Genomic DNA, 26,725 nt, shown 5'->3' with positions numbered 1-26,725 from the left:
ACCTCAATTCTGTATCTACATTTTAACAGTCTGAAAAACTATTTCAACTATCGTATATCGATATTTAAAGTCATTCGAATAATATACTAAATGTTGTAGATAACGTCAAAGAAAATGCATTTTTTTAGAGGCTATTTGTCATAGTCCAGTTTAAAGTTGCATTGTAATTTCCATTTACTGCATGTGGTTCATTTTTCATATTTAATAATAATCCATTTTTTTCATCCCATTCAATTGAACTGTTTCCAGTGGGAATAGTTCCTTCATAAATTTGAACGGCGTCACCTGACAATATTTGATCATTCTTCCCTTTTTCACGATAAATCAAAACATTGTTCATCGTATTCAATCCATTTGAACTTGTCAGCGGTTTTGCTAGAGAAACTGTCAAATTCGATTTAATAGCTTCAGCAGGATAATTATTATTTTCCATTTCAATAGCAAAATTTTTATTCTTTCTTTGAACAATTTGAGAACCATTATTAACAGTTCCAAAATCAATATCTGGAATCGTCATTGAAAAATCAATCTTTGGTTGTTGTTGCCAAACGTAGGTAGTAACAGGATTACCCGTTGTTGCATACTTTTGCATAATCTCATCATTTGATAATAATTCTCCAGCTGGTTCATAGTCGGTTCCGCCTGCATCCTCATCGACTTCTTGCCATTTAGTACTAATAGCTGTATTAGTTGTATCTCCAATTTTTGTCCCTGGTATTGGACTAGGTAATTGTGTTCCAACGTCTGTATTAGATTCTCTAGTTTTCATTAATACTTTAGGACCCAGAGTTACTTTCCAAAGTTTTCCATTACCACCGAAGAAATAATTCAAATTAGTTGTGTTTGTCATATCAAATCCCGAGATGTCCAAAGTTTCCAAGTTCGACATGGTATTAAAAATTGTATAGAAATTAGTAACTTTAGAAGTATTCCATTTAGATAAATCAAGATTCTTCAACGAATAGCTATAAAAAAACATTCCTAACATACTAGTAGCATTTGACACATCCCAATTTTCAATCGGTAAGGTTTTAAAATAATTTTTTTGAAAAGTATTTTGAAAATTCGTAACTTGTGAAACATCCCAATTTTTAATAGCAGGTATATCTTCGGCTATTGTGTTTTGAAAAGTCCCATTCAAATTTGTTACTGATGACGTATCCCAATTTTTTAAAAAATCAAAATTCATAATTTTAGTCGTTGTAAAAGTCTGACTTAAATTAGTAACTGAGCTAGTATCCCAGTCAGCAATATTTAATCCATCAAAATCAACGATATTAGACCCATTGAACATGTCACTTAGATCAATAGCAGAACTAGTATCAAAAGTTCCCAGAATTTTTTCCAATGTTTTGGTTCCTTTAAACAAGCGACTGAAATTAATGACGTTAGAAGTATCATATTGTGTTAGATCCAATATTTTAAAGCCCGTTCCTTGAAACATTCCCGAAACGTTGTAATTTTTACTATTTACTAACGTTTTATATCCTTGTAGAGTATCTTCATTCAATAACTTATCATTCAAAAACATTTCAATAGTGACGGTACTGTTTTTAGTATCCCAATTTGATAAATCCAGACTTTCCAAATTTGTACAATTAGCAAAAGTTCCACTTAAACTATTTACTTCAGAAACATCCCAATTTTTAATTGATGAAATGTTTGCATCAGTAACTTCGTCAAAAGTACGTGAAAGAGATGTTACATTTGAAGTATCAAAATTCGACAAACCTTTGATTTTATCAATATTACTGTCCCCAGAAAATGTAGACGTTAAATTTTTCAGGTTACTTGTTTTCCACTTACTCAGATCTAATTCTTCAAATTTAGTGTTTTGGAATAAAGAAGTCATATCACTGACATTCGAAACATCCCAATCAGCAATATCATTGGGATCGTTTATAGTAAAATCAGTATTCCTTAAAGCTTCTGTTAAATTAGTCACTTTGCTAGTATTAAAATTTTTCAATCCATTAATTTTTCCGGGTACACCTTTAAATATATACCGCATATAAAGTAAATTATCAGTATTCCAATTTAATAGATTCAATTCTTCTAAAGATGTACAATCTGAAAACATTGAATCAACACTTTGAACCTTATAAGTATCAAAATTTGATAAATCTAAACTTTGCAACGCTGAATCTTTGTAGAACATCGATGCCATCCAAATACAATTAGAAGTATTCCAATTTTCCAAACCAACTATCTTTTGCAATTTGATATCTTCAGAAAACATATACCCCAAATAATATGAATTAGACACATCCAAATTAGAAACATCTATCAAGGTAACATTAGGTAAATCAGAAAATACCCCATTATTTCCATTCTCAGTCAAAGCGGAAGAACTAGCGGATACTCCTTCTTCAACGTAAACGCTCTTAATAGAACTAGCAAATGGACTCCAATTTCCTTTTCCATCTGCTAAAGTTCCTGCATGTATCGTTAATTGACCGTTATCATCAATATCCCACTCACAAGTTCCAAAAGTACCGCTAGTAACTTGAGTCAACCCTAAAGGAACAATACTTGAAGACTGTTTGTTTTGTAATAGTCTAGCATTTTCGTTTAATAACGTTTGGATATTATCATTAGTTTCTGCCTTAACAGTTACTGTATGAGCAAACAAAATTCTTAGGAAAATAATGATATTTACTAAGAACAAAAATTTAAATTGTTTTTTTCCTATACATTTCCAATCAATATTTACCATTATATTCGTTTCTCCTAATTAATTAGGAAAATTATATATGATTAAACAGGTCACTATAATTTAATTTATATAAAAATATTTTACCGGATTTGATATTTTATTCACATACCTTAAAAGTTCCCATAACTCTCTCTAAGCGGCTTTGCCGCAAATTTTTGGAATACCAACGCTTCGCGTTCCCATAACTCTCTCTAAGCGGCCTAGCCGCAAGTTTTTGGAATACCAACGCTTCGCGTTCCCATAACTCTCTCTAAGCGGCCTAGCCGCAAAGAGAGAGTAAAAAAAAAGACCACCTTCCAAAATGGAAAGTGATCTGGTAATTTTTTTATAAGCCAGCCATAAGTTGAGCCTTTTGAAGTTCCATAGTTCTGACACTTCTAGGCAAGAATCTTCTGATTTCATCTTCGTTGAAACCAACTTGAAGACGTTTGTCATCCATAATGATAGGACGCTTCAAGAGACCTGGGTTTGTTTGAACTAGATCCAACAATTGATCAATTGTTAAATCATCCAAATTTACCTTAAGGTTTTGGAATGCCTTTGAACGAGTAGAAATAATTTCTTCTGTCCCGTTTTCAGTCATTTGAAGTACTTGTTTGATTTCTTGCTTATTTAAAGGTTCTGAGTAAATGTTTCTTTCTTTGTAAGGAATATCATGTTGTTCGAGCCAAGCCTTGGCTTTACGACATGAGGTGCAACTTGGAGATGTATAAATGGTAACCATATATAATCTCTCCTTTCCTGTGTAGTATCAAACTCTTTAAACACATTAATATTGTAACTTAAACTTATAATAAAATCTATAGGTTTTCACGAAAAAGTTACGAATATTTGTTCTTAAAATTTTTGTTTGTGAAAACATGTACCCGACAAATAGCCATCTATATAATCATTTCACAAATTACATAGATATTAGTTTATTTATTCTATTAGTTATAATTAATAGTGCTTTCATTGAAAATCTAAAGCCTATTCTTAAGCCTTACACTTCAACTTCCAATCCTTGGAAAGCATGTATAACTGGAATATCTTCAGCATATTTTTGTGATTGTTTTAACATAGTGTCAGCATCGACTGTTTGTGGTAAGTGACTGATCATCAATCGCTTAACATTACTTTCTTTAGCTAACGTTCCTGCCTCTTTTGTATTGAGATGGGCTTTGCGACCCGTAATATTTTCTGGAAAGTTAGTGTCCGCAATCAATAAGTCAGCATCTTTTGCGAAATCAACTAAACCATCAAAATAAGTTGTATCAGCCGTATAAACAATCACTTTGCCATCTTTATCAGTGATACGCATTGCATATGCTGGAACTGGATGAACGGTTCTCATAAATTCAAACTTCAAATCATCGATCTGAGTTGGTTCATAATCGTTATAGGCAATTCCTTTAGTAGCATTATCGACTGACAATTGCGCAAAGTTGACAAAATCTTGAGTATGACCATAAATAGGTAGTAGATTTTCCTTTTTAGCTGCAAGCCATTCGTACTGCAAAACACCAACATCTGCTGTATGATCGTGGTGATAATGTGATAAGATGACACCATCTAGATCAGTTGGTTTCATATAACTTGCTAGTGAGTTCAAAACACCACTACCGCAATCGATCAAGTAGTTCTTATCGCCATTTCTTAATAGGTAACCAGATGTTCCGATTCCCTTGTAAGGATAACCACCATAAAAACCTAAAACTGTAACTAACATAGAAAACCTCCAAAAAATTTTATAATTGAAAGGATTTCAATAACTATGAACATAACATTAAAGCTAGGCACATATCTCTTTTTGAAGAGTCAGATGTCACCATCCGATACTTTATTAAAACCCTTATTTCATGCCAATGCAGACCATCTTTTGATAAAAAATTTATCAACATTTGCACAATATCGTGGTATCAGTGGGGTTTACGAACCTTTGAATAATCTTTATTCCTTGACATACTTAAAATTAAATCCTGATCAAGCTAAGTTATTCGAAGAAAAGTTGTTTAGTATCCACTCATACTCTTTTAATTCTACATCAACCGCCGTCTTGCAAAAAAGAGAAAGTCCAAGAGAATATTTAATTATTAAAACTTTCGAGACAACTTCTCAAATCAAAGTTTGGCAAACCTTGCTCCAAAAAGAGATTCAAAACCAAATTCAAGGTTCTAATGAAGAAGACTTTGGATTTTTCTCTAAAGCTTATGTAGTTACAGACGGAACTTCTGCTTAATACTACGCCAAGAAACTTGATAACTGATAAATCCAAACAAACCATATAAGACGATATACCCACCGAAAATCAAAATAATATTTTTAGAAATATGTCGTCCACTATCAAACATTGCTATAGCTGTATACGATTGTAATAAAGCAAAAACAATTGGAATCAAAAATGTCCAAGTATTCTCGCGTAAAATAATTCGTTTGATTTCTTGTTCTTCAACACCAATTTTTTGCAATGTCCGCAATTGTCTAGATTGATAATCATCTCGTAATAAAATTCTCAAAGTCAAAACACTACCTAGAGCTATCAACAAAGCTACACTGAACAAGGCTACAATATATAGATAAAAGCCACCGCCTTGTTTAAAACGTTTTTTGACATTACCCTCACGCAAATATCCTACCTGTGTATATACAGAGGCATCGTATTGCTTGGGGGCTTTTTTGATGACTTCTACCGTTGAATCTTTCAAAGATGATTTAAAATTCACTTTCATATAATAAGCATCCCGATAATGTTTCAAACGTTCAATTTGAGATTTTTGTAGACGATCTCCCTTTTTAAAGTCCCAACCATAAAAAGTATCACTGACTTCCGCCGGCATTTCTTGATAATACTTATCTGGCACGATCATCATTGGACCAAAATGCATCGAACCGCCGTATGGAAAAGCATGACCAGTTTTAGACTTAGCAATCATTGGCGCCCCTTTGACATCAATATTATATTCTGCTTCTTGATTGTGATACATGAGTCCTGTGGGAGTATCAATTTTCATAAATTCATTGGCATTAATCTTACTGTTGCCTTTACGCATTCGTTTAGGTAAAGATTTATACGATGAATACGACATAAACGTCATCGGTTGTTTCGTATAGGTTGAGCTATTCTTACTATAATAAGAAGTTAGGTTTATTTTGACATTAGTCTTATAACTTCCCTTTATTTTCGCATCAGTTTGGTTAAGTTCTTTTTTGATAAATTGAACTGTATCCTTATTAGCTGCTAATTCAAAAGGATAAGAACTATTATAACTTTCGTGAACAGCTTGATATCCGAAGTAACAAAACGTCAATAATGCCAAAGCCAAAGCTGACAGTTCAGTCACAAACCAGAGAATAGAAATATTTTGAAAAAGACGTTCTTTCAAATATTTAAAGGAAAAAAGATTCAAGCCCGAATAAGAAATTGCATGAATTTTTTGTAATAAATTCAAGATAGTTGGTAAAAAACCATAATATACTAAATACATCCCAAAAATATCAGCTAACATAATGAAAAGTATTTCGTTTAATGGTTTGGAAGAATAACTGATCATTCGAATATCAGTAAATAAGGCCCATGTACAAATTTGAGCGCTAAACAAAAGAATGACCCCAAAAATCCCAGCTGGTATACGTAACCACCAACGAGTTTTGACATTAATTTTACGCTGCTTCTTTTTCAAAATTCGGATTGTTTTGATTGCATTGACTAGGCTCAAAATCACTGTGGAAAAGAAAAACGTTTTAAGCAATGTGAGTAATGTATAACCATCAAAGCTTGTAGTGAAGTTAACTCGGATTCTCATTAAATAAAGCAACAGCATTCCCATAAATTTCTGGAAAATCACCATCAATAAGAGCCCGATTCCCCAAGCAATGATTTGAACAATAGCTGTTTGAAAAAAACTGATTGTTACGATAACTCAGCTAGGCATCCCCAATTTTTCAAAAGTTAAAAATTCATTCTTCTGCCTTTGGATGAAAAAACCACCAACATAGATCATGTAAATAAAAGCAAAGAAAGCAAATAATCCACTCATGAAACTCGAAAGTTCATAGATGAAGTTATCCCACCACCCCATAGCTTCGTGAAGTGATGGATTACCACCCATTGACAATAAGATTCCGAAGACACCAATGGCGAAGCTGCATGCTAAAATATAAATCAAATAGCTATCGCGCATATTTGAGAGACTACGTTTAATAATTTTGCGATACATTGAAATAATTCCCTCCACCAATTGTTCGTTGCATGTTGATTATTTGTTCAAAGAATTTATCTCGATTACCCGGATTGATTATCTCTGAGAAAACCACTCCGTCTTTAATAAAGATTACTCGAGTACAATAACTAGCCGTAAAGGCATCGTGAGTTGCCATTAAAACTGTAGTTTTCTCTTTTTGATTGATCAACTGCATGTAATTGAGCAAAATAGTCGCTGATTTAGAATCCAAACTACCAGTTGGCTCATCCGCAAACAAAATTTCTGGCTTATTGATCAAAGCTCTGGCCGCTGCTACCATTTGACGTTGACCGAGCGATAATTCGTCAATTTCACGTTGAGCTAACTTCTCAATATTCAATAAATTCATCATATATTGAAATCTTTCTTCGATAATTTTTTTGTTGGCTCGACTCAAAGCTAACGGTAAAATAACGTTCTCTTTAACATTCAATGAATCAAGCAATTCAAAACTTTGGTAAATAAAGCCCATTTTATTCCGACGATACTTTGCTAAATCACGGTCATGTAATTGCGTTAAGTCCAAACCATCGATGAGAATCTGTCCATGATCAGGGCGTTCATTAGTAGAAATCATATTTAACAAGGTTGTCTTCCCCGCTCCAGAAGGTCCCATGATTCCTAACAATTCACCATGATCGACTTCTAAACTGATATCTTTGATGGCGTGAACAGCATTTTTCTTTTTTCCAAAATCTTTTGAAATATTCTTTACAGCAATTTGCACAGTAAACTCTCCAAAATTAATTATTTATTGTTATCATACTATATAGTGTCTTTATTCTAGCATGGAGGATTTTTTTAAATGGTTAAAATTATGATTATTGAGGATGATTTCTCCATTGCCAAGCTGATCAGTGAAAATCTAGCCAAATGGCAAATGGATTCCTACATTACAAAAGATTTCGATAATATTATCGAGCAATTCAAAGAATATCAACCTGATTTAGTACTATTAGATATCAATTTACCAGTCTATGACGGTTACTATTGGAATCAAGAGATCCGTAAGATTTCAAAATTACCTATCATCATTATTTCTTCGCGTAATTCTAATATGGATCAAATTATGGCCATGAATATGGGAGCTGATGATTTTGTTGAAAAGCCCTTCTCAGTCGATATCCTAATTGCCAAAATCAATGCCTTATTACGTCGGACTTATGATTTTTCAAAGAACTCTAGCGATACGATTGAACACAACGGTTTAAAATTGAACTTATCGAGTGGAACAGTTGAAATTGGCAATGAAAAAATTGATCTTTCAAAAAACGAGTACAAATTATTGCAACGTTTATTAAAAGACCAAGGAAAAATCGTCACCCGTGAACAATTGCTTAATTTTATGTGGGACGATGAAAGATTTGTTGACGATAACACCTTAACTGTCAACATCAATCGTCTACGTGGAAAAATTGAAAAATTTGGTTTAAAAAATTATATCGTTACTAAAGTGGGACAAGGATACATTATTCCTTAGTGAGGTTAAAGGATGACATTTCTTAAATATTTACGTGATCATATTTATTCAATCCTAATCGTTTTAGTGGGAATGACCTTTGTTGAATTAGTTTTATTTTTAGACCCTAGGGTGCATTTTCATATGGGAACTCTAATCTATACTTGGATTTTGGCAGTGATTTTTTTGATTGTTAATTTATCGATTTCCTATTTGCACAAAAAGAATTGGTATGAACAGTTAGCAAATTATCAAGATGACCTTTCAAAGGAATTATTTGGAGCCAGAAATAATGAACAACAGTTCATTCAAGACAAAATCAACAATATTTCTCTTCAATATCGTAATGAGTTAACAGAATTATATCAGAATCAAAAAGATCAACGAGAATACACTGAATCTTGGGTTCACGATATTAAAGTTCCCTTGTCAGCTTTAAAATTGTCACAGGACAGTAATTTAGATCGTGATTTGATTGCTGAAGAATTGGAACAAATCGATTATTTAGTCGACCAAGCACTTTATTTTGCCCGTTTAAATAACTTCTCCAATGATTATTTAATTCAAGAACAAGACTTAAACGATATCATTAAAGCTTGTATTCGAACGAATAAACGCCTCTTTATCAGCAAGAGAATTGGTATTCACTTCGACATTACTGACAAAAAGGTTTTAACAGACGAAAAATGGTTAAGCTTCATCATTAATCAAATACTTTCCAACAGTTTAAAGTACACCAAATCCGGTGGAAAAATTGAAATTTTCACAACTACTCACAATAACAATATTGAATTACATCTCAAAGACAACGGGATCGGTATCAAAAATCAAGATATCAGTCGAGTCTTTAACAAAGGTTTCACCGGCACTAATGGTCGTAAAAGTGGCAGTAAATCTACTGGTATGGGACTGTATTTAGTTAAAAAAATGATCGATAAACTAGGTCACACTATTCAAATCAAATCAAGTGAAAATCAAGGTACTGAAACTATTATTACCTTTTTAGATTTACCTTACTATAAATAAATGCGTGTAAGCTTTTAAACTTACACGCATTTATTCTTTATCATTATTTCTTGGACTTAACAATAACTGCTCATCTCTTTTTCCAAAGCATCTAGAGAAACATCTTGAGGATTATCCTTAAATTCTCGTTCAGCTTTTTCACAAAGTTTATTATCGATTTCATCTTCGATTTTTTCGACTGCAGCAGAACGAAGAAAGGCTGAAACGCTCATATTCTTAGATTTAGCGTAATTTTTAATCATCCGTTCGTCACGTCCGTCTATGTATACTGAAATAGTTGCCATTTTCGTCACCACCCCTATGTCGCCCTTAGTGTATATTGTTCGACCAAATTTTTCAATAGTTATGCTATTCACAACTTAATATTATATAAAAAATATTCTATAATTTGATTATGAAATATCTTTTTCAAAAATACCATGACTATATACAAATACTTTTAATTACGCCTGTAGACTAGCTTTTGCGAACCAGACCACTTTCTAAATAAAGAGCCAACTCAAATCAATGAGTTGGCTCTTTTCTATTAATTATAAGAATTTGGACGTTTATTTACATTTTTAAAGTCAGAGCATTCAACGCTACGACGACTGTTGACAGTGACATTACTACTGCACCAACAGCTGGACTTAAAACAAAACCGATTCCTGCTAAAATACCTGCAGCTAATGGTATTGCAATAATATTGTAGCCAGCACCCCACCAGAGATTCTCAACAGTTTTCTTATAAGTGTTATGTGACAATTTCAAGAATTTAATAATGTCACTAGGATCACTATTATACAAAACTACATCTGCTGAATCGATAGCGACATCGGTTCCGGCCCCAATGGCAACACCAATAGTAGCTGAAGCTAAACTAGGAGCATCATTGATTCCATCACCAACCATCATTACATGGTGACCACTTAATTCCAACTGCTTGATAACTTGATGCTTGTCTTCTGGTAATAATTCAGCTCGAAATTCATCGATTCCCATTTGTTTAGCCATAATGGCAGCAGCTTCTTTATTATCACCTGTCAGCATAATTGGAGTAATGTTTCTTGTCTTTAATTCTTTGATAAACTCAATAGTATTTTTCTTGATTCGATCACCTAAAGCGACGAAACCAAGTATCTTTTTATCAGCCACTAAATAACTGATCGTATTACCTTTATCCAAATATGTTTGAACTAATTTCTTATCAAGTGAAATTTCATGCTCATTTAAATATTTCATATTAACTAAATAATATTGACGATTATCAAAACTAGCACTCATTCCGTAACCCTTTAATGCTTGAATATTATCGATAGCAGCTGGTTGAACTTCTTTGTCCTTGGCATAGCTGACGATGCTGCTTGCGATTGGATGACTAGACCCACCTTCGATACCGGCAATAATAGACAATAAGTTCTTATTATCAATTGACTTATCTAAACTTTCCAAACCATTAACGGTAAATTTACCCTCAGTCAAAGTACCGGTTTTATCCATTGCTACATAATCGATTTTTCTACTATTCTCCATTGCTTGATTATCACGAATGATCAAACCATTTGTAGCCGCAATCGAAGTACTACGTGACATAACCAAAGGAATTGCTAGACCCAAAGCGTGTGGACAAGCGATGACTAAAACAGCTACTAATCTATTCAAGGCTGTATTCATATCGCCAAAAATCAACCAATAAACGAAAGCAATGATTCCTACTGTTAAAGCAGCATAGAACAGCCAACTAGATACTCTATCAGCCAACATTTGCGTCTTAGAACGATTATTTTGTGCATCAGAGACTAGTTTACTGATCTGTGACAAGTAGCCCTCTCCGGAAGATTTATCAACTTTTACACGAATCGTACCCTCACCATTGATTGATCCTCCAACCACTTTACTACCAACTTCTTTTTTGATTGCTTTTGATTCACCTGTGATTAAAGATTCGTTGATATAACTTGAACCACTAATAATATGTCCGTCAAGTGGTATTGATTCACCAGCACGTACCTCAACAATATTGCCAGCCTTGACCATTGAAATATCATGATCCATCGTTTGATCATCGTGAACCATATGTACCTTGCTTGGTACTAATGATGCAATTTTTTGTAAAGCATTGCCGGCACTCATAGTCGACTTCATTTCAATCCAGTGACCTAACAACATGATGACGATCAAGGATGCTAATTCCCAGAAAAAGTCCATGATGTGCGTTGAAGAATGCAATAAATTATTCTCAACAAAAGCATAGAGACTGTAAATATAAGCAACACTGATACCCATAGTGATCAAAGTCATCATTGCAGGTTGTTTGGACATTAATTCTCCCTTGGCACCACTGATAAATGGTTTACCGCCATAGAAGAAAAGAATTGTTGCTAGTACTAAAACTATCCAATCAGAGCCTGGAAATTGGACTTGAAATGGCAAATTCAATCCCATAAATGGTGAGAGGATAAATACTGGTATTGCTAAAACAAGTGAGATCCAAAATTTCTGTCTCAAGTCCCCCATATCCATCATATGACCACCGTGCATCATCATATGGTTTCCCGACATGTCCATAGTTGAATGATCCATATCCATATTTTTCATATCGTGCATTTCCTCGTTATTCATTCAAATCACTCTCCAAACAATCACATTCGACAACTTCTGGGGCTGTCTTTTCCTTCTCAGTGAGAGTTTCAATAATTGCTGCAATATCGCTCTTCGATATTTCTGAATTATTGATCAAATCTTTGATAGCATATCCCTTTCGCATACAACAAAGATTATCGAATAAGTCATTAACACTATCGTGAATAGCCTCATCCTCTGAAATTAATGGCTGATAAACATAAGGGCGTTTAGTTTCATCGGCTTGTAAAAAATTCTTCTTTTGAAGACGACCAATTAAAGTTTTAATTGTGGCAGCTTTCCAATCAGTTTTTTTCTCCAAAAAATCAATTACTTGCTTACTAGTGGCTTGACCCAAAGTCCAAATGATCCTCATTACCTGCCATTCAGCGCGGCTCATGGATTCAACTTCTTTCATGTCGATTCCTCCTTTTTGGTTTACAACTGTAATCTTTCTCAACAAAATACAGTTTACAACCGTAAACACTATAAGTAAAGTTAAACGCTCAAAAAAATAACTCACCAATCATATGATCAGTGAGTTATTAATTATTATCTAATTGGACAAGCACCGCCAGCACAATCTGATTGATCGACTAGTTCGATACCTTTCTTGTCATGATTATCATTTTGTTTAGCAAAGACTGCAGCGACATTTTCGTCAACTTCTGATTCACGTTCTTGATAAACTTTCTTATTGATTGGTTCCTTAGGAGCTTGTTTGAAACCTGAACCAGTGTATGGCAATAGTGATGTTGATTTCGTTACATTTCTGTATTGATACATTAATGGAGCAATTTGGTCGCCTTCCTCTGGTTGGAAAGTAATCGTACAACTGACAGCATTATCTGACCAGTAAGTTTGTAAGAATGCTTGTGTAGCAAATTGTTCAGCGATAGAAACCGATCCGGCTGAAGCAAAGTTAGGATCATCAGCATTTTCAGCTTTAACTGGGAATTCAACACACATTGTATGTTTTGTATAGATATCAGGTTCAATCTTGTATCCACAAGCTTTCAAAGCTGGTAGAAGTGGATCTGAGTCTTGGAATCTGATTCTTTGAATTAAGTAACCTGCATAGTGGAAATGCATACCTTCGGACACACCAGCAAGCTTAGCAACTGTACCAGATGGCTTAACAGTTGTGTGCTTGATAGATGCCTTACATCCTAATGCTTTTGAGTACTCCTTATCAGCTTTAACGACTGTCTTGTACAAATCATCAAATTTGTCAGCAACACGTTGATCATAGATAGGTTTTTGAACTGTTTCACCTGTTTCAGGATCTGTGGTAGGTTCAAAACCAGTTACAACACGATTACCAAATGTTGTCAAAATCCAGTCTTGAATACCAGACATTGAAACACCGATACGACGATTCTTTTGAATAACTTTACGAGAAACTTCCCAATCATAATTACTGAATGTAACACGTTTTGTATAACGGGCAGCTAAAGAAAAGGCTTCTTCCAAATCCCAACCTTGTTCACCAGCAATCAATGGAAATACTTCAAACAAGTTACATGGTTCACCATTACTTAGAGAAATTTCACCACAAGGATTAGTTCCTTCAACGCCATCATCAATTCCAGGTTGATAACCATCGATAGCACGACCGTAATTACGTGATAATTCAAGGTTAACGATTCCTGGTTCACCATTATGAGTGATTGAATCGGCGATAGGAGCGTACTTATTGAACTTACTGTCAACAGCAACACTGTTATTTGAAGCCCAACGATGGTGATAAAGCTTCTTTTGATCTTGTTTCATGGTAATAAAGTCATCATCAGTAGCGCCGCCTAAAGCAAGTTCAGCAGAACGACGAACATTTCCTGCAACAACAGTCTTACCAATCATGTTACCCATGTCGGTACAATCAACTGAAGTTAACTTTCTACCAACAGCTTCATTCATAACTTCATTAATATCGAAAAGCATTTCGATCAATGGTACAGGACCAGATGCAGTACCACCAAAGCCTTTGATCTTTTCACCTTTAGCACGGATATCAGTAATATCTAGCACTACATCATCCAAACCGTCATTTGTATCGTTAAAGTGGGCATCAATCATGTTGGCATTACCAATAACCCAACCTTCACGTGTATCTGGCAACTCGTAATGACGTTTGTTGTCATATGAATTATTAGCTAACCATTCGTCACGATCCACAGCACCAGCAGCAATTGAATCTTTATAAGAAGCACTTTCTTTACCAATCAATACTGTCAAATTGACCTTATTATCAACAACTGGCATCAACTTCATATTTGATGGAACAACGGAAAAGCCAACTCCGCCACCCTTCATCAATTGATCAAACATAAATGAAAATGGCATTGAACCAGCCAATTGATCTTTTTGTAGATATGAAGGGACGATATGACTGTCACCATACTTTTGTGGTCTAACAGCGATAAACCAGCAATTATTCAAAGCATCCCCATTACGGTGTTGATACTCTGTTCCAGAAATCCAAAGATTTCTACCTGAAGGAGTGGCCGCTAATCCATAAATCAACTTGTATAGTTCTTGAGCTTCTTTAACTAAGCCATTATATTGTTCATCAGTTAAATCATCATTTTGCAAACGAGGGTCCAAATTGATATTTCCTTCAACCACACGTTTAACAGTTTCAGACCAATTTTCAGTCCGACCTAATTCATCAATAAAACGAGCATAGGTACGTTTATATGTAACCCAACCTAATTCACCCCAGTGGGGTTTAATTGTTTTTTTTACTTCGTCAACGAAGTCATCTGATAAGATAATTTTATTAATAGTGTTCATTAACATTCACTCCACAACTTTTTAATAACACAATATATAGTACCCCGATTTGATTTGAATAACAATATCTTGTGTCTAAATTTATTTGGCGAATAAATTGGCACTAAATCTTGTGGTTGTTATTCCGGCATTTACAATCAAAAAAAGGATCACCATAATTTAATAAATTCCTAAGAATTTTAAGCGCGAAAAACTAAGGTCGCAATTACTATTCTAATATCGAATCAAAAGACTTAGCAATGATTATTTTAATTTAAACTCGCACTCGAAATTCAAGTGGATAACGACAAATTTTCTTCTTGACACGAACATATGGTTGTCATGTCAGGTGTTCCACAGGAAAAATAATTTTAAATATTTAAAAAGCCAGTAGATTCATAACGAACCAACTGGCTTTTTGAATTATTCCATTTTTATAACGCTTATTAGCTACATATTTCAGCTCTTTGCCCTATTCATAACGTCGTCCTTATAACGTGACGTCTAAAAATTTACTTGTTTAATGTGAGATGCAACTTGTGAATTATATTGTGATAATAAACCAATTCGGTGTTCCTTTCGATAATGATCCCAATCCATCTTTCGAACCCAAATTTTATCACTGTTTGCTCTAGTTTCAGAGACGAGTACTTTCGAATGACTAATCGGATAGACAACAATCAACAATAGTGAAATCAAATATCCCTTTGTGAAAAAAAGAAAGCCAACTACCATCATGAACGTTATAACGTCTAAAACGGTAAATCTTCGATAATATAATTTTGATTGATTCAAAGTTTGCATCTCAAATCCCTCCTACCATTTTTCATGCTCATTATAATATCGTCTATAACTTTTAATTGAAACTGGCTTGAAGCTTAAGAATATCTTATCTATTTGAATGCCAACTAAAAAAAGTAATCGCTCTATGGTAATATAATTTATGTTATTTAAGTTCAGGAATAATTTCAACTTTTCGATAATTATCCTGAAGGGTTCAAATAATTAGGGGAAACAAATTAAATATTTAATATAGGGGGATTTTTTTGATGCAAAATTTCATCAGTAAAGCCATCTTGACTTGTGTAGGCATTTTCACAACTGCGGTTTTGTTGTTGATGGTTTTATTTTATTATCAAGAATTTTTATTTCAAAGTCCACTTCGGAATACTGTCGTTTTAGTTACTGCTTTAATAGTTATTTCTGTGGCTGGATTCGGATTAATGAAAATAAGAACTGACAATGAACATATCAATCGAATAGTGCTATTTTCATTAATTATTTTCTTCATGACTGTCGCTCTGATTTGGATATCACTAGTACCGAAAACTCAAATCAGTGATTATGGCAATTTCTGGTTACGACTATACCACTATCATATTGGTGATCCACTTTACCAAACTGATAATGATTATTTCTCCAAATATGCTTATCAAACCGGCTTCATGTATTACGCATTCTTGGTTTCAAAGATTTTTGGATACAATATCTTTGCCATTCAATTTTTGAACGTAATTTATCAAGGCTTAACCTTATTATTTACTTATTTATTAGTTGATAAAATTTTTAACAATATCAAAATGGCTCGCCTATCAGTTTTATTACTAATGATTGATTTGGATTGGTTTGCTTTAAACGCTGAAACAAGTAATCAATATCTTGGTTCACTACTTTATTTAATTACCTTCTATTTAATTATTCAAAATAAAACTTGGACTTATGCCTTAGCTGGAGTTACATTGACAGCAGGATGTTTGATTAGACCTATTGGTCCTGTAATTATTGCCGGAATAGTTGTTTTTACCTTGATTTATTTATTGTGGAAGCAACACGATTATCAAGCATCTCTTAAAGTTTTAATGACCTTAGCAATCTATTTTGTTCTCTTCGGTCTCGCCGGCTGGGGAATCAAAGCTTCAGGAATGAATCAATATGGTTTGAATAACAACGATCCCGAATGGAAATTCGTTACTGGCTTAAATTATCAATCGACTGGAACTTATTCGTCCGATATGGAACGCTTGATTGATGCTAGCAAACCAAGAGCTACAATGAGTAAAGTTGAAAAAGCCGCTTTAAACGATGAAATTAGTTATCTTAATGAAAATCATGCTTGGCTCAAACTCTTTATCAAGAAAACTCAATTACTTTGGTCATCACGAACTCTCGCTACTGATGGTGCAAACTTTGCTATGAATCATCGACAAAAAGCTGTCAACTTAGTCAATTACGTTTCATACTTGGGTTCAGTCATTTTAATTGTCTTTTCGTGGATTGGCTCACTATCACTATTCAAAACCAAATTCAATGATAATTTATACTTACTACTATTGCCATTAATGGCCTTTGCAGTCGTCCAGTTGATCATTGAAGTCCAAGGACGTTATCGCATTGAGTTCTTGCCAATAATCTCAATAATGGGAAGTTTAGGTATTTACAACACGATTACAGTTTTGAGTAAATCTAAGGTAAGACAAAAACAAACTTTCAGTTTGAACTAATTAGCGCAAAAAAATCCTCACTAGAATAAAAAATGGTTCTTTCTCAAGTTAGGTTACTGCTAGATGTCGTCGTCCGTTCTGCTTTGTGGATACTGGAACGTACTGGGCGCAACTTTAAGCCAATTCCAGAACCGGGAACAGTCTTAAAGCTTGACCTTTCACTAAGCGATAAATCGCTAAGTGAAATTTCAGTACTGAGCATCCACAAAGCTGCCACTACCGACTGGAAAACGTCTTTTATTATTTATTTCAAGTAAATCAAAATAGCATCAATTCAGATATAGTTGCTAACTATTTGTCTGAATTGATGCTATTTGTTTGATTATAAAAAATATAGAACTACTATCTAGTCTGGAATAGCAAAGAAAATTGGCTCAGCTGTGAAATTTCTCTTGGCAATTTATTGCCTAGTGAAAGACCGAGCTTGAAGACTTTGCCCGAACTTGGGCTTAGCAAAGGCTTCAAGTCGTGTCCACAGCGTTCCAGCCAAATTTTCTTTGCTATGGAGGACGGCAATATTACAACTAACCGAAGTTAAGAAAGAACCAAAAAAATTCTACTGAGGATTTTTTTATTAGGCTAAACTACTTGCTTTAACCCATTCATTAGTAGCTACTTGGTAATAAGTTTCACCTTTTAGATCCATCTTATTAGCTGTTTGCCACTTGCTGCTTGGTGCTAAAGCACGACTAGTAATTGCTTGACCGTCTTTAGTATACAATTGAGCAAGTGCACTACCAATTGTTACAACGCCTTTAGCCGGTGTAACACCAGTTGTATCATTATTAACAGTTACATCACTTGCTTTGACCCATTCGTCGGTTGCTACTTGATAATAAGTTTCGTCGTTTAGAACCAACTTATTAGCAGTCTTCCAACTTGAATTAGCACTCAAAGCACGGCCAGTTACTTCTTGACCATCTTTAGTATAAACGTGAGTAATAGCATCCTTAGTTGTTACTACGTTCTCAAATGGTGTGACATTACTTGTTGTAGTTTCAGCTGTTACATCGCTAGCTTTGACCCATTCGTCAGTAGCAACACGGTAGTAAGTTTCACCATTGATAGTCTTTGATTCATAGTATTTCCATGAACTATTGGCACTCAATGTTCGACCACTAATAGTATTGCCATAAACTGTATAAAGTTGAGCTGTTTGATCTTTAACTGTCACAACACCAGTTGGTTGTTCAGAATCAGCATTCTTTGTTACTGTAACGATTTGTGTATTGTTATCGCTTTGCAAAGTTACTGACTTAGTAGTTGCTGTGTAACCACTAGGAATTTGACTGTCAGTTAAATCAACAGTATCCCCAACATTTTGGCTATAGATTTCAGCACGACCAACTTCTGTATTATCAGCTGTCTTGAAAATCAATGTGTTGAAGACTTGTTTGTTGACTTTGACATTGTATTCTTTGCCATTTTCCAAGGTAATTGTCTTGTCCGCATCGTTTAACAAAGTACTGCCGGCTGGAATATCAGTCAAAGTATACTTGTTTCCGTCGCCCCCATTAACAACCTCAGAATTAACCAAGTTATTGTTTTGGTCAACATAATTAACTTTGACGGAAATCATCTTAGTTACATTGACTTTAACGTTAGCGCCATCTGCTTGAAAGTTAGCAATACTACCAGAATAAGTATATCCATCTGGATAATAACCCAATGGTTGGCCCTCAGTTCCTTGTAAACTCTTTTGACCAACTTTTTGATTATTATAATAATATGTAACATTATTAGTTACGCTAGCAGCGGCTTGAGTAGTAACTTTATCAGCGGCTTGAACAGTTTGTGTCATTGGAAGTGTACCAAGAACCATACCAGAAACTAGCAATCCACTAAATAGTAATGATGTACTCTTTTTCAATATAAACCCCTCCATATTTTTAATATATATGAATTTATATCATATATACCTTAATTATAAAGGGATGACGTAATTTATTCGGCTTTCGCAAAATATTTAAAACTTACTTAAAGATTATTAAAAATTTTGATTCAAATACTTCGTAATCTTAAAAAGATTTGAATATTTCGATTGATTTTTGGCTTGATAAAAAGCTGGATTATTCAAACGATATTCACCATTCTTTTTAATCCAAAAAGTAACTTCTGGGTTATTTATAATATAGAAATTATCAGTTAAGTTCATCTTTTGATACATCTTTTTTTGATGATCATTAGTAGGGCGGTATTTATTCAATCCTAAAATTATTGTCTGACCAATCTTTGGCATTGGTTTCGTTAAAGTTTGACCGTATACAATTGCTTGTGGATCTTTAATTCCAAATTGCTTGCCAGTATATTGGCCTTCAATATTCACTAAATAATTCTTAGCACGAATCAAACCACCAGAAAATTCAGTTTTAATCGTCGAATGGGTTAAGGACTTATCACCTGAAATAACTTTATCGATATAAATCGATGCTTTAGTCTCTGGTGTTAAAACACGCTTTAGTTCTGGCTCTAAATTAACTACTCTCGCTTTGACTACTAATTGACTGCCATTCTTGAAACGTGACAAAGACATATCTTCATCATTGTATCCTGAAGGTACAGAAAGAATCTTTTCTCCTGGAAATTCTACCTTCTGAGCTTTTTTTAGTTTTTTATTCCAAACTTTTTTATTTTTTTGAATCATTTTAGTTTGCGTTTTCGAGTCTTGTGGTTGGTTTTGAAAGCTACAACCAGCTAGAACAAGACTCAACAGTACTATCAAACCAAGGAGTTTTTTCATCGATGGTCTCCCTTTTTAAATTGATTTCCAATAAATAATGTAATTGCTGTGAAAAATAATGCCATAATTGCAAAAATCACTAATGAAGTCCAGTTGACGTATCCAAAATAACTGCTATTTATCATCGTATACAAAAAGAAAATTACGAAATCTATAATTGAAATCACTTTTTTACTGAGATTAGTTGTTAATTGCAGTAACGATAATAAGAAAATCAGATAAACTTCCCAAGGAAGATTGGTCCAAAAATTTCTCCCTTGAAATAAATTCATTCCGATAACAATAATCGTCCAAAAAAATAAGAACACCACGAAGTTCTTGATAACTCGATTTTTCATAGATACCCCCTGTAAGTATGATTTAAGGTTAACATAATTGTTTGTTCTAACAAAAATATCAAAAAAAAGAGAACATAATCAGAAACGCAACTCAAAATTGCTATTCCGATTATGTTCTCTATTATTTTTTATGTAAATGAATAATTCTATTCGGTTTTTGCATCCTCAGAATCATCTTTTTTAGCAGATTTCTTCTCAGGTTTCTTACGATGAATTATTCGATCATCATGCCATTTAGTCAAACTGATCAATGATGACAAGGTCAATGGCAAGATAATGACTAAGATAATCAAACCAAAGATTACACCTAGAGCCACTTGAATCAAGGTTGTAACACCTGAAGGAATTAGGGCGGCGAAAGTACCACTCAAAATGATTGCCGCTGAAATAACAACGGTTCCGATTGCAGTGGCTGCATTGAGCATTCGATCTTTCAAGTCTGGCATTGGTTCATCCTTAAATCTAACCATCAAGAAGATACTGTAATCAACACCCAAAGCCATTAACATAATGAATGTAAAGAATGGTGTATTCCAACTCAATAAGTTATCGCCAAGAACACTCTTTGAGAAGATTCTTGTAATACCTAGAGCTGCTTCGTAAGCTAATAACAAAGTTCCTATAATTGTCATTGGTTGCAAGATTGATTCAGTTACAACAATCAAAGCAATTCCGATACCAATGGTCATGATCAAAGCTGTTCTTCCGAAGTCACCATTAGCTAAAGTTCTCAAATCATTATTTTGAGAAGTTTCACCACCGACAGCCACTTTGGCGTTCTTCAATGAACTGTGCTTCAATTGAGCCTTCATATCAGTTTGAATTGTCTTCAATTGTTTAGAAGTTGTCTCACTATTAGGATCACCCTTGAAGACTAATGTAATTGTGGCAATCTTACGATTGTTGTCCATATAAGCATCAAGTGCTGGTTTAAAGGTCTTACTCTTAATAGTTGCTTTAGGTAGATAGAAAGTATCGCCAACATAAGACTTACGTAAACCATCCAAGTATGTCTTCATCGTCGTGTTACCTTTGGCAATGGTTTCTAATCCACTGTCAGCAGAAACTAGACCTTCTTCTAATTGTGTTACTTGAGAGCTCATTTGTTGTAGTTGAGTATTCATTTGTTGAACACCACTATTAACAGTTGCTGAACCAGTAGCTAAGCTTTGTCCACCACTAGTTAGGGTTGAATTAGATGCTACTAATGTATTAGTACCACTAGCTAATTGTGACATTCCTGATGTTAATGTTGGAATTTGTCCTTGTAATTGATTCATACCACTAGAAACAGCGCTAGAACCACTACTTAACTGACTAATAGCACTTTGTAATTGACTAATTTCACCAGCTGCGGCACTAGTATCTTGTCCTGAACTTTGCAATAAGGTCAATAATTGAGTAGCTTGTCCAGATAAGGCACTAACTTGCGATTGTAGTTGGCTTAATCCAGATGTTAATTGTTGTGAACTACTTGTTAAAGTAGAAACGCCGCTACTCAAAGTTGGTAATTGGCTATTTGCACTTTGCAAACCGTCATTAACAGTTGAAACACCAGAAGTATATTGATCAATACCACTAGATAATTGTTGAGCTCCTGCTTGCAATTGACTAGTTCCATCTGCCAATTCTTGAACTTGAGCAACACTTCCGCTGATATTGGCACTTTGCAATTGTGAACTAGCAGAATTCAAACCAGATTTAATTTTTTCTAGCCCTTTAGTTGAAGTGTTTAGACCATTAGTAATAGTTACTAATTGATTCTTCAAATACATACTCTTAATCTTAGAACCACCAGGTTGAGTAGCTGAAGTAACTGTTTTAACACCTGGTTCTTGTTTAAGATATTGAGTCAATTTATCAATGTCCGCTAAATTTTCTTGAGACGTTAACTTAGACTTACTTTGAATATAAATTGTTGCTGGTGCTGACATTCCCTTGCTAAAGTGGCTTTGAATAACTTTATAACCATATTTAGCTTGATAACTATCCGGAACTTCATCAGCATTATTAAAGTTTAATGTTGAATTACTATTAACTAAGAAAGGTACTGCTGCTACAGCAATAATTCCTAAAATAACAACTGGATATGCTAAAGCTGCACGTGATAATCCGTACCAAATGTGGCTCTTACCACTACCAGCACTGACTTTGCTTGGCCAAAACATTTTCTTACCAAGTGTTTGCATAAAGAACATGTTCAAAGTCAACAAGACAGCTAGTAATACTAGAACACCAATAGCTACCCCAACAGCACTTTGATAGAAGGAGAATTTAGCTAATGAAAGAACGGAGAATCCAATTAAAACAGAAATCCCACTATAAAGGATTGTTCGACCACCATGCTTTTGGGCATCATGAGCTGCCTCTTTAGCCGACAGTCCCCTAGCCAACGCTCCTTTGAAATAATTATAAAGTAAGATATTGTAATCTGTTCCGATACCAAACAAAACTACGACCAAGAATACTTGGGTAAAGTTTGAAATTGGGAAGTTCACTTTTTCTGCAAGATTCATTACGATACTCAAGGATGTAACAAAGGCCACACCAACGTTTAGTAATGAAATCAATGGCACGATTGGCGAACGGAAAACTAAGATCAAAACGATAAAAATGAAAATAATCGCAATTACTTCGGTTTTCTGAATTCCCTTTTCTGTAACGGTCGAGAACTCATCATTCAACGCGTCCGCACCAGTTACATACGTTTTAATGCCAGAAATTTTTAATTGATTTTTTAACTTTTTGACTTGTGACCCAACGGCATTATCGTCTTTGACCGTAACTTGAGCTAGTTGAGTCGTTTTGTCTTTAGCAATCAATTGTTTCTTTGTTTGAGCATTGTCACTTGGACCCATAACTTTTTTGATTTTCAGTGACTTTTCATTACTCAATTTATTTAATTGATTATCAATCTTCGTAGATTGATTTGGCGTTAATTTAGCCCCACTGCCGTTTTTAAAGACCACAGTATAAGTTATAACCGACTTATTGCCGTTGGCCTTCTTCTCAATCTTTGAGGCCTTTTGGCTCTCAGTATAACTAGGCAACGTAATATTACCTTTATTTCTCACCAATTGAGAAACATTAGGCATCATTACTAATGCCGCTATTACCACAATAATCCAGCCAATTAACGCTACAAGATATTTATTTTTAATCTTTCCCACAAGAATAGCTACTATACTAAACACAACCCATGTAAAATATAGTTTTTCCTTTCTCGAATCTATTAATCATGATAATGCAAGCATTACAGTAATAAATTGATCAAAATCATTTAAATCGACGACATAATTACCACATCCATGTTCAGATTTCCCCATGCGTATCATGCCATATAAATCTTTTTATTACTAGAAATATGCAGTTCATATCAAGATTATGAATATCGAATATACAATTTCTGAAAATTCATTTTCAATCATAAAATTGTTGATTTATTTATACAAGAGACAATAATTTTATATTAGCTCATATTTTGACATTTATTATAAAATGCAAAATATTAGACACTAGTAAATATAGAATCCAGGAATTTCTTATGTTAGGCTTAAATTAAGATTTTTAACTGGGAGAAATAATATATGAAGATAGATATGACCAAGCAACTTACTTTAGGCGCTAGAAGAACTTTAAAAGCCTTTCGTATTGCAATGTTTGAAGAACTAAGTGAAAAAGAATTCGACAAGATCACTGTGAATGACATTTGCCAACGTAGCGAATATCCTCGTGCCACTTTTTATAATTACTTTGATGATAAATTGGATTTATTACAGTACCTCTGGTCCTATATCGCAAAAGACGTTTTCGAACGATTATCCATTACTTCTGAAAATAACACTTTGGTGGATGCTTTTAATTTGTTGCTAGGATTTTTCCACAGTAACGAATCATTGTTAAACAGCATCAAAAAAAATAACGGTGTCAATTCACATCTCTGGCACAACATGTCAGGATATCTAAAACACGAAGTCAACAAAGTCGTCTATCAATACTGTGCTGATAATCATTCCAACCAAGTTCCTGCCAAAATGCTGTCACGTTTTTTCAGCGATTTGTTGATTGGCATGTTAGAGTGGTGTTTGTTTGATGAACCCGACATCGAAACCAAAATAGCCGATAAATATTTAATTTCTCTATTAAATGGAAAATTTTAACAAAAAAAAGAGCTCGCAAAAATGCGAACTCTTTTTTAATACAAATTACTTGTTTAGATATTCTTCAACAAGTTTCTTGTTATCTTCATTAGTGATTGATTCGTTAACAGCACGGTCAGCTAATGTAGCTAAGTCCTTTGTGCTCAACTTCTTCATCAAACTTCTTACACGAAGTACTGATGTTGCACTCATTGAGTATTCATCAAGACCCATGCTCAATAGTAGTGGAAGCATAGTGTTATCACCAGCGGCTTCACCACACATACCAGCCCACTTACCTTCTTTATGAGCTGATTCAATAACATGCTTGATCAATCTCAAGATTGAAGGGTTATATGGTTGGTATAGGTATGAAACATGTTCATTACCACGATCAGCAGCCATAGTATATTGAATCAAATCGTTTGTTCCAATACTGAAGAAGTCAACTTCTTTAGCAAATTGGTCAGCAAGAACAGCAGCTGCAGGAACTTCCATCATCATTCCTAATTGAATGTCATCGGAAACTTTAACGCCGTCTTTAACTAATTTAGCCTTTTCTTCTTCAAAGACCTTCTTAGCATCTCTAAATTCTTGCAATGTACCAATCATAGGGAACATGATACGTAAATTACCAAAAGCAGATGCGCGTAGCAAAGCTCTTAGTTGTGTTCTGAAGATTTCTTGTCTATCCAAACTGATACGGATAGCACGGTAACCTAGGAATGGGTTCATTTCTTCAGGAAGTGGTAGGTATGGCAAATGCTTGTCACCACCGATATCCATTGTACGGACAACGACTGGCTTACCTTTCATTCCTTCAAGAACCTTCTTATAGGCCTCAAATTGATCATCTTCAGTTGGAAGTTTATCTGATTGCATGTACAAGAACTCTGTACGATACAAACCGACACCTTCAGCACCATTATCAATAACACCTTGTAAATCATCAGGAGTACCGATATTAGCAGCAATATCAAAGTGCTTGCCATCAGCTGTAACTGAAGGTTCGTCCTTTAATTTTTCCCATTCTGCTTTTTCTTCGGCAAACTTCTTGGCTAATTCAGCGTAATGTTTGATATCGTCATCAGTTGGTTCAACAATTGCAGCACCGTCTAAACCATCAACGATGACTGTATCGCCTTCTTTAACGTCTTTAGTGATTGTATCTGTACCAACAACAGCAGGTAGTTCCAAAGAACGAGCCATAATAGCTGAGTGGGCTGTACGACCACCAATATCAGTAACGAAACCTTTAACATACTTTTTGTTTAATTGAGCAGTATCACTTGGTGTCAAATCATGAGCAACGATAACGACTTCGTGGTCGATCAATGCTGGATTTGGTAATGCTACACCTAGTAGATGAGCCATAACACGCTTTGTGACATCGCGTACATCGGCTGCTCTTTCTTGCATGTATGGGTTGTCTGTCATTCCTTCAAAAATAGAAATGAAGTTTTCTGATACGTCGTGTAATGCTTGTTCAGCATTTACATTCTTATCTTTTACTTCTTGTTCAACGGCACCCGTAAATTCTGGATCAGCCAAAATCATCTTATGTGCATCAAAGACTTGAGCTTCTTCTTCACCTAGAGATTCCTTAGCAGTATCTCTGATTTTTGTTAGTTCATCATCTGATGTTGAAATAGCATCCTTGAGACGACTGATTTCTGCATCAGCATCTGAAATACTTTTCTTAGTGAAAGACAAATCTGGTTGAACTAAAAGGTATGCTTCTGCAGTTGCGATACCATCACTAGCTGCAATCCCTTTAATAGTTTTAACCATTATTCTGCCAAACCTTCCTTTGTCATTGTATCTGAAATAGCTACGATTGCATCAGCAGCATCGTCACCATCGGCTGTAATTGTAACGTCAGCACCTTGGCCAACACCTAGTGACATAACACCCATGATTGACTTCAAGTTTACTGATTTACCTGAGAATTCGATGTTAATGTCTGAGCTAAACTTGCTAGCTGCTTGTACCAACATAGTAGCTGGACGTGCGTGGATTCCTGTTTCTGCAATAATGTGAAATTCTTTCTTTTCCATAATAAATACCTCACCATATAGTTATAAAATTCTGTAGTAATACTACAAATATTCACTAATTAATTTACCATTATCTTTCATTTTTCACAAGGGGCATGCTCAAAAAAAGTGAATATAAGCCAACTGCGATAAGACGTTTAACGCTTACAACGCTAC

22 protein-coding genes are annotated in these 26,725 nt (G+C 34.5%); 5 read left to right on the top strand and 17 right to left on the bottom strand.

Features of this window, described 5'->3' with window-relative positions:
• Positions 1–124 precede the first annotated feature (124 nt).
• From FFM65_RS09030 to FFM65_RS09020, 3 genes are all read right to left on the bottom strand, one after another.
• Positions 125–2,716: a BspA family leucine-rich repeat surface protein gene (locus tag FFM65_RS09030; RefSeq protein WP_119318444.1), complete on the bottom strand. Its 2,592-nt coding sequence runs from the start codon at positions 2,714–2,716 to the stop codon at positions 125–127.
• Between the two features lie 325 nt (positions 2,717–3,041).
• A complete protein-coding gene (gene spxA / locus FFM65_RS09025) occupies positions 3,042–3,440 on the bottom strand; it encodes a transcriptional regulator SpxA (protein WP_010020587.1) in 399 nt (132 codons plus the stop codon).
• 258 nt (positions 3,441–3,698) lie between these two features.
• On the bottom strand, positions 3,699–4,424 hold the full coding sequence (locus FFM65_RS09020) for an MBL fold metallo-hydrolase (protein WP_119318443.1): 726 nt from the start codon (positions 4,422–4,424) through the stop codon (positions 3,699–3,701).
• Between the two features lie 45 nt (positions 4,425–4,469).
• Here FFM65_RS09020 and FFM65_RS09015 point away from each other — a divergent pair, with 45 nt between their 5' ends.
• On the top strand, positions 4,470–4,934 hold the full coding sequence (locus FFM65_RS09015; RefSeq protein WP_137610112.1) for a hypothetical protein: 465 nt from the start codon (positions 4,470–4,472) through the stop codon (positions 4,932–4,934).
• Here FFM65_RS09015 and FFM65_RS09010 read toward each other — a convergent pair.
• The 3 genes from FFM65_RS09010 to FFM65_RS09000 all read right to left on the bottom strand — a co-directional run bounded on the left by FFM65_RS09010 (position 4,912) and on the right by FFM65_RS09000 (position 7,663).
• Complete coding sequence (locus tag FFM65_RS09010; RefSeq protein ID WP_137610111.1) at positions 4,912–6,375, bottom strand: hypothetical protein; 1,464 nt, start codon at positions 6,373–6,375, stop codon at positions 4,912–4,914. The two genes, FFM65_RS09015 and FFM65_RS09010, sit on opposite strands and share 23 nt — an antisense overlap.
• A gap of 240 nt (positions 6,376–6,615) precedes the next feature.
• Positions 6,616–6,912 carry a hypothetical protein gene (locus tag FFM65_RS09005; RefSeq protein WP_119318440.1) on the bottom strand — a complete coding sequence of 99 codons (297 nt, stop codon included), beginning with the start codon at positions 6,910–6,912 and terminating at the stop codon, positions 6,616–6,618.
• Positions 6,893–7,663 carry an ABC transporter ATP-binding protein gene (locus FFM65_RS09000; RefSeq protein WP_119318439.1) on the bottom strand — a complete coding sequence of 257 codons (771 nt, stop codon included), beginning with the start codon at positions 7,661–7,663 and terminating at the stop codon, positions 6,893–6,895. The genes FFM65_RS09005 and FFM65_RS09000 overlap by 20 nt, the downstream gene beginning before the upstream one ends.
• 78 nt (positions 7,664–7,741) lie before the next feature.
• Here FFM65_RS09000 and FFM65_RS08995 point away from each other — a divergent pair, with 78 nt between their 5' ends.
• Together FFM65_RS08995 and FFM65_RS08990 are read left to right on the top strand one after the other, a co-directional pair.
• Positions 7,742–8,416, top strand: a complete 675-nt coding sequence (locus FFM65_RS08995; RefSeq protein WP_119318438.1) for a response regulator transcription factor — start codon at positions 7,742–7,744, stop codon at positions 8,414–8,416.
• A gap of 12 nt (positions 8,417–8,428) precedes the next feature.
• Positions 8,429–9,421 (top strand): sensor histidine kinase, encoded by a 993-nt coding sequence (locus FFM65_RS08990; protein WP_119318437.1) that lies wholly within the window; start codon positions 8,429–8,431, stop codon positions 9,419–9,421.
• A gap of 56 nt (positions 9,422–9,477) precedes the next feature.
• Here FFM65_RS08990 and relB read toward each other — a convergent pair whose 3' ends face one another.
• The 5 genes from relB to FFM65_RS08965 form a co-directional block, all read right to left on the bottom strand.
• Positions 9,478–9,705 carry a type II toxin-antitoxin system RelB family antitoxin gene (gene relB, locus FFM65_RS08985; RefSeq protein ID WP_119318436.1) on the bottom strand — a complete coding sequence of 76 codons (228 nt, stop codon included), beginning with the start codon at positions 9,703–9,705 and terminating at the stop codon, positions 9,478–9,480.
• 268 nt (positions 9,706–9,973) lie between these two features.
• Complete coding sequence (locus tag FFM65_RS08980) at positions 9,974–12,022, bottom strand: heavy metal translocating P-type ATPase (protein WP_119318435.1); 2,049 nt, start codon at positions 12,020–12,022, stop codon at positions 9,974–9,976.
• Complete coding sequence (locus FFM65_RS08975) at positions 12,015–12,440, bottom strand: CopY/TcrY family copper transport repressor (protein ID WP_119318434.1); 426 nt, start codon at positions 12,438–12,440, stop codon at positions 12,015–12,017. Before FFM65_RS08975 ends, FFM65_RS08980 begins: the two co-directional genes overlap by 8 nt.
• Positions 12,441–12,574: 134 nt before the next feature.
• Positions 12,575–14,815 (bottom strand): ribonucleoside-triphosphate reductase, adenosylcobalamin-dependent, encoded by a 2,241-nt coding sequence (gene nrdJ, locus FFM65_RS08970; RefSeq protein ID WP_174795673.1) that lies wholly within the window; start codon positions 14,813–14,815, stop codon positions 12,575–12,577.
• A gap of 483 nt (positions 14,816–15,298) precedes the next feature.
• Positions 15,299–15,598: a hypothetical protein gene (locus FFM65_RS08965; RefSeq protein WP_119318432.1), complete on the bottom strand. Its 300-nt coding sequence runs from the start codon at positions 15,596–15,598 to the stop codon at positions 15,299–15,301.
• Between the two features lie 245 nt (positions 15,599–15,843).
• On the opposite strand from FFM65_RS08965, the gene FFM65_RS08960 reads away from it, so the two are divergent.
• Entirely contained in the window at positions 15,844–17,295 is a 1,452-nt protein-coding gene (locus FFM65_RS08960; protein ID WP_119318431.1) for an ArnT family glycosyltransferase, read from the top strand.
• A gap of 574 nt (positions 17,296–17,869) precedes the next feature.
• Here FFM65_RS08960 and FFM65_RS08955 read toward each other — a convergent pair.
• The 4 genes from FFM65_RS08955 to FFM65_RS08940 all read right to left on the bottom strand — a co-directional run bounded on the left by FFM65_RS08955 (position 17,870) and on the right by FFM65_RS08940 (position 23,567).
• Positions 17,870–19,165: an SLAP domain-containing protein gene (locus FFM65_RS08955; protein ID WP_162897970.1), complete on the bottom strand. Its 1,296-nt coding sequence runs from the start codon at positions 19,163–19,165 to the stop codon at positions 17,870–17,872.
• A 117-nt stretch (positions 19,166–19,282) separates the two neighbouring features.
• Entirely contained in the window at positions 19,283–20,035 is a 753-nt protein-coding gene (locus FFM65_RS08950; RefSeq protein WP_119318429.1) for a hypothetical protein, read from the bottom strand.
• Positions 20,032–20,373, bottom strand: coding sequence for a hypothetical protein (locus FFM65_RS08945; RefSeq protein WP_119318428.1), 342 nt, complete (start codon positions 20,371–20,373; stop codon positions 20,032–20,034). The genes FFM65_RS08950 and FFM65_RS08945 overlap by 4 nt, the downstream gene beginning before the upstream one ends.
• 146 nt (positions 20,374–20,519) lie before the next feature.
• A complete protein-coding gene (locus tag FFM65_RS08940; RefSeq protein ID WP_245954254.1) occupies positions 20,520–23,567 on the bottom strand; it encodes an MMPL family transporter in 3,048 nt (1,015 codons plus the stop codon).
• Between the two features lie 393 nt (positions 23,568–23,960).
• Here FFM65_RS08940 and FFM65_RS08935 point away from each other — a divergent pair, with 393 nt between their 5' ends.
• Positions 23,961–24,533 (top strand): TetR/AcrR family transcriptional regulator, encoded by a 573-nt coding sequence (locus tag FFM65_RS08935; protein WP_119318426.1) that lies wholly within the window; start codon positions 23,961–23,963, stop codon positions 24,531–24,533.
• 45 nt (positions 24,534–24,578) lie between these two features.
• Here FFM65_RS08935 and ptsP read toward each other — a convergent pair whose 3' ends face one another.
• Both ptsP and FFM65_RS08925 read right to left on the bottom strand, forming a co-directional pair.
• Positions 24,579–26,303 (bottom strand): phosphoenolpyruvate--protein phosphotransferase, encoded by a 1,725-nt coding sequence (gene ptsP, locus FFM65_RS08930; protein WP_119318425.1) that lies wholly within the window; start codon positions 26,301–26,303, stop codon positions 24,579–24,581.
• Positions 26,303–26,569: a phosphocarrier protein HPr gene (locus FFM65_RS08925; protein WP_059074389.1), complete on the bottom strand. Its 267-nt coding sequence runs from the start codon at positions 26,567–26,569 to the stop codon at positions 26,303–26,305. The genes ptsP and FFM65_RS08925 overlap by 1 nt, the downstream gene beginning before the upstream one ends.
• Positions 26,570–26,725 lie beyond the last annotated feature (156 nt).

This window comes from Companilactobacillus formosensis (assembly GCF_005405305.1).
In the GTDB taxonomy this organism is placed as follows: domain Bacteria; phylum Bacillota; class Bacilli; order Lactobacillales; family Lactobacillaceae; genus Companilactobacillus; species Companilactobacillus formosensis.
The sequence above is the reverse complement of the archived record's forward strand: the minus strand, read 5'-3'. Positions and strand labels throughout refer to the sequence as shown.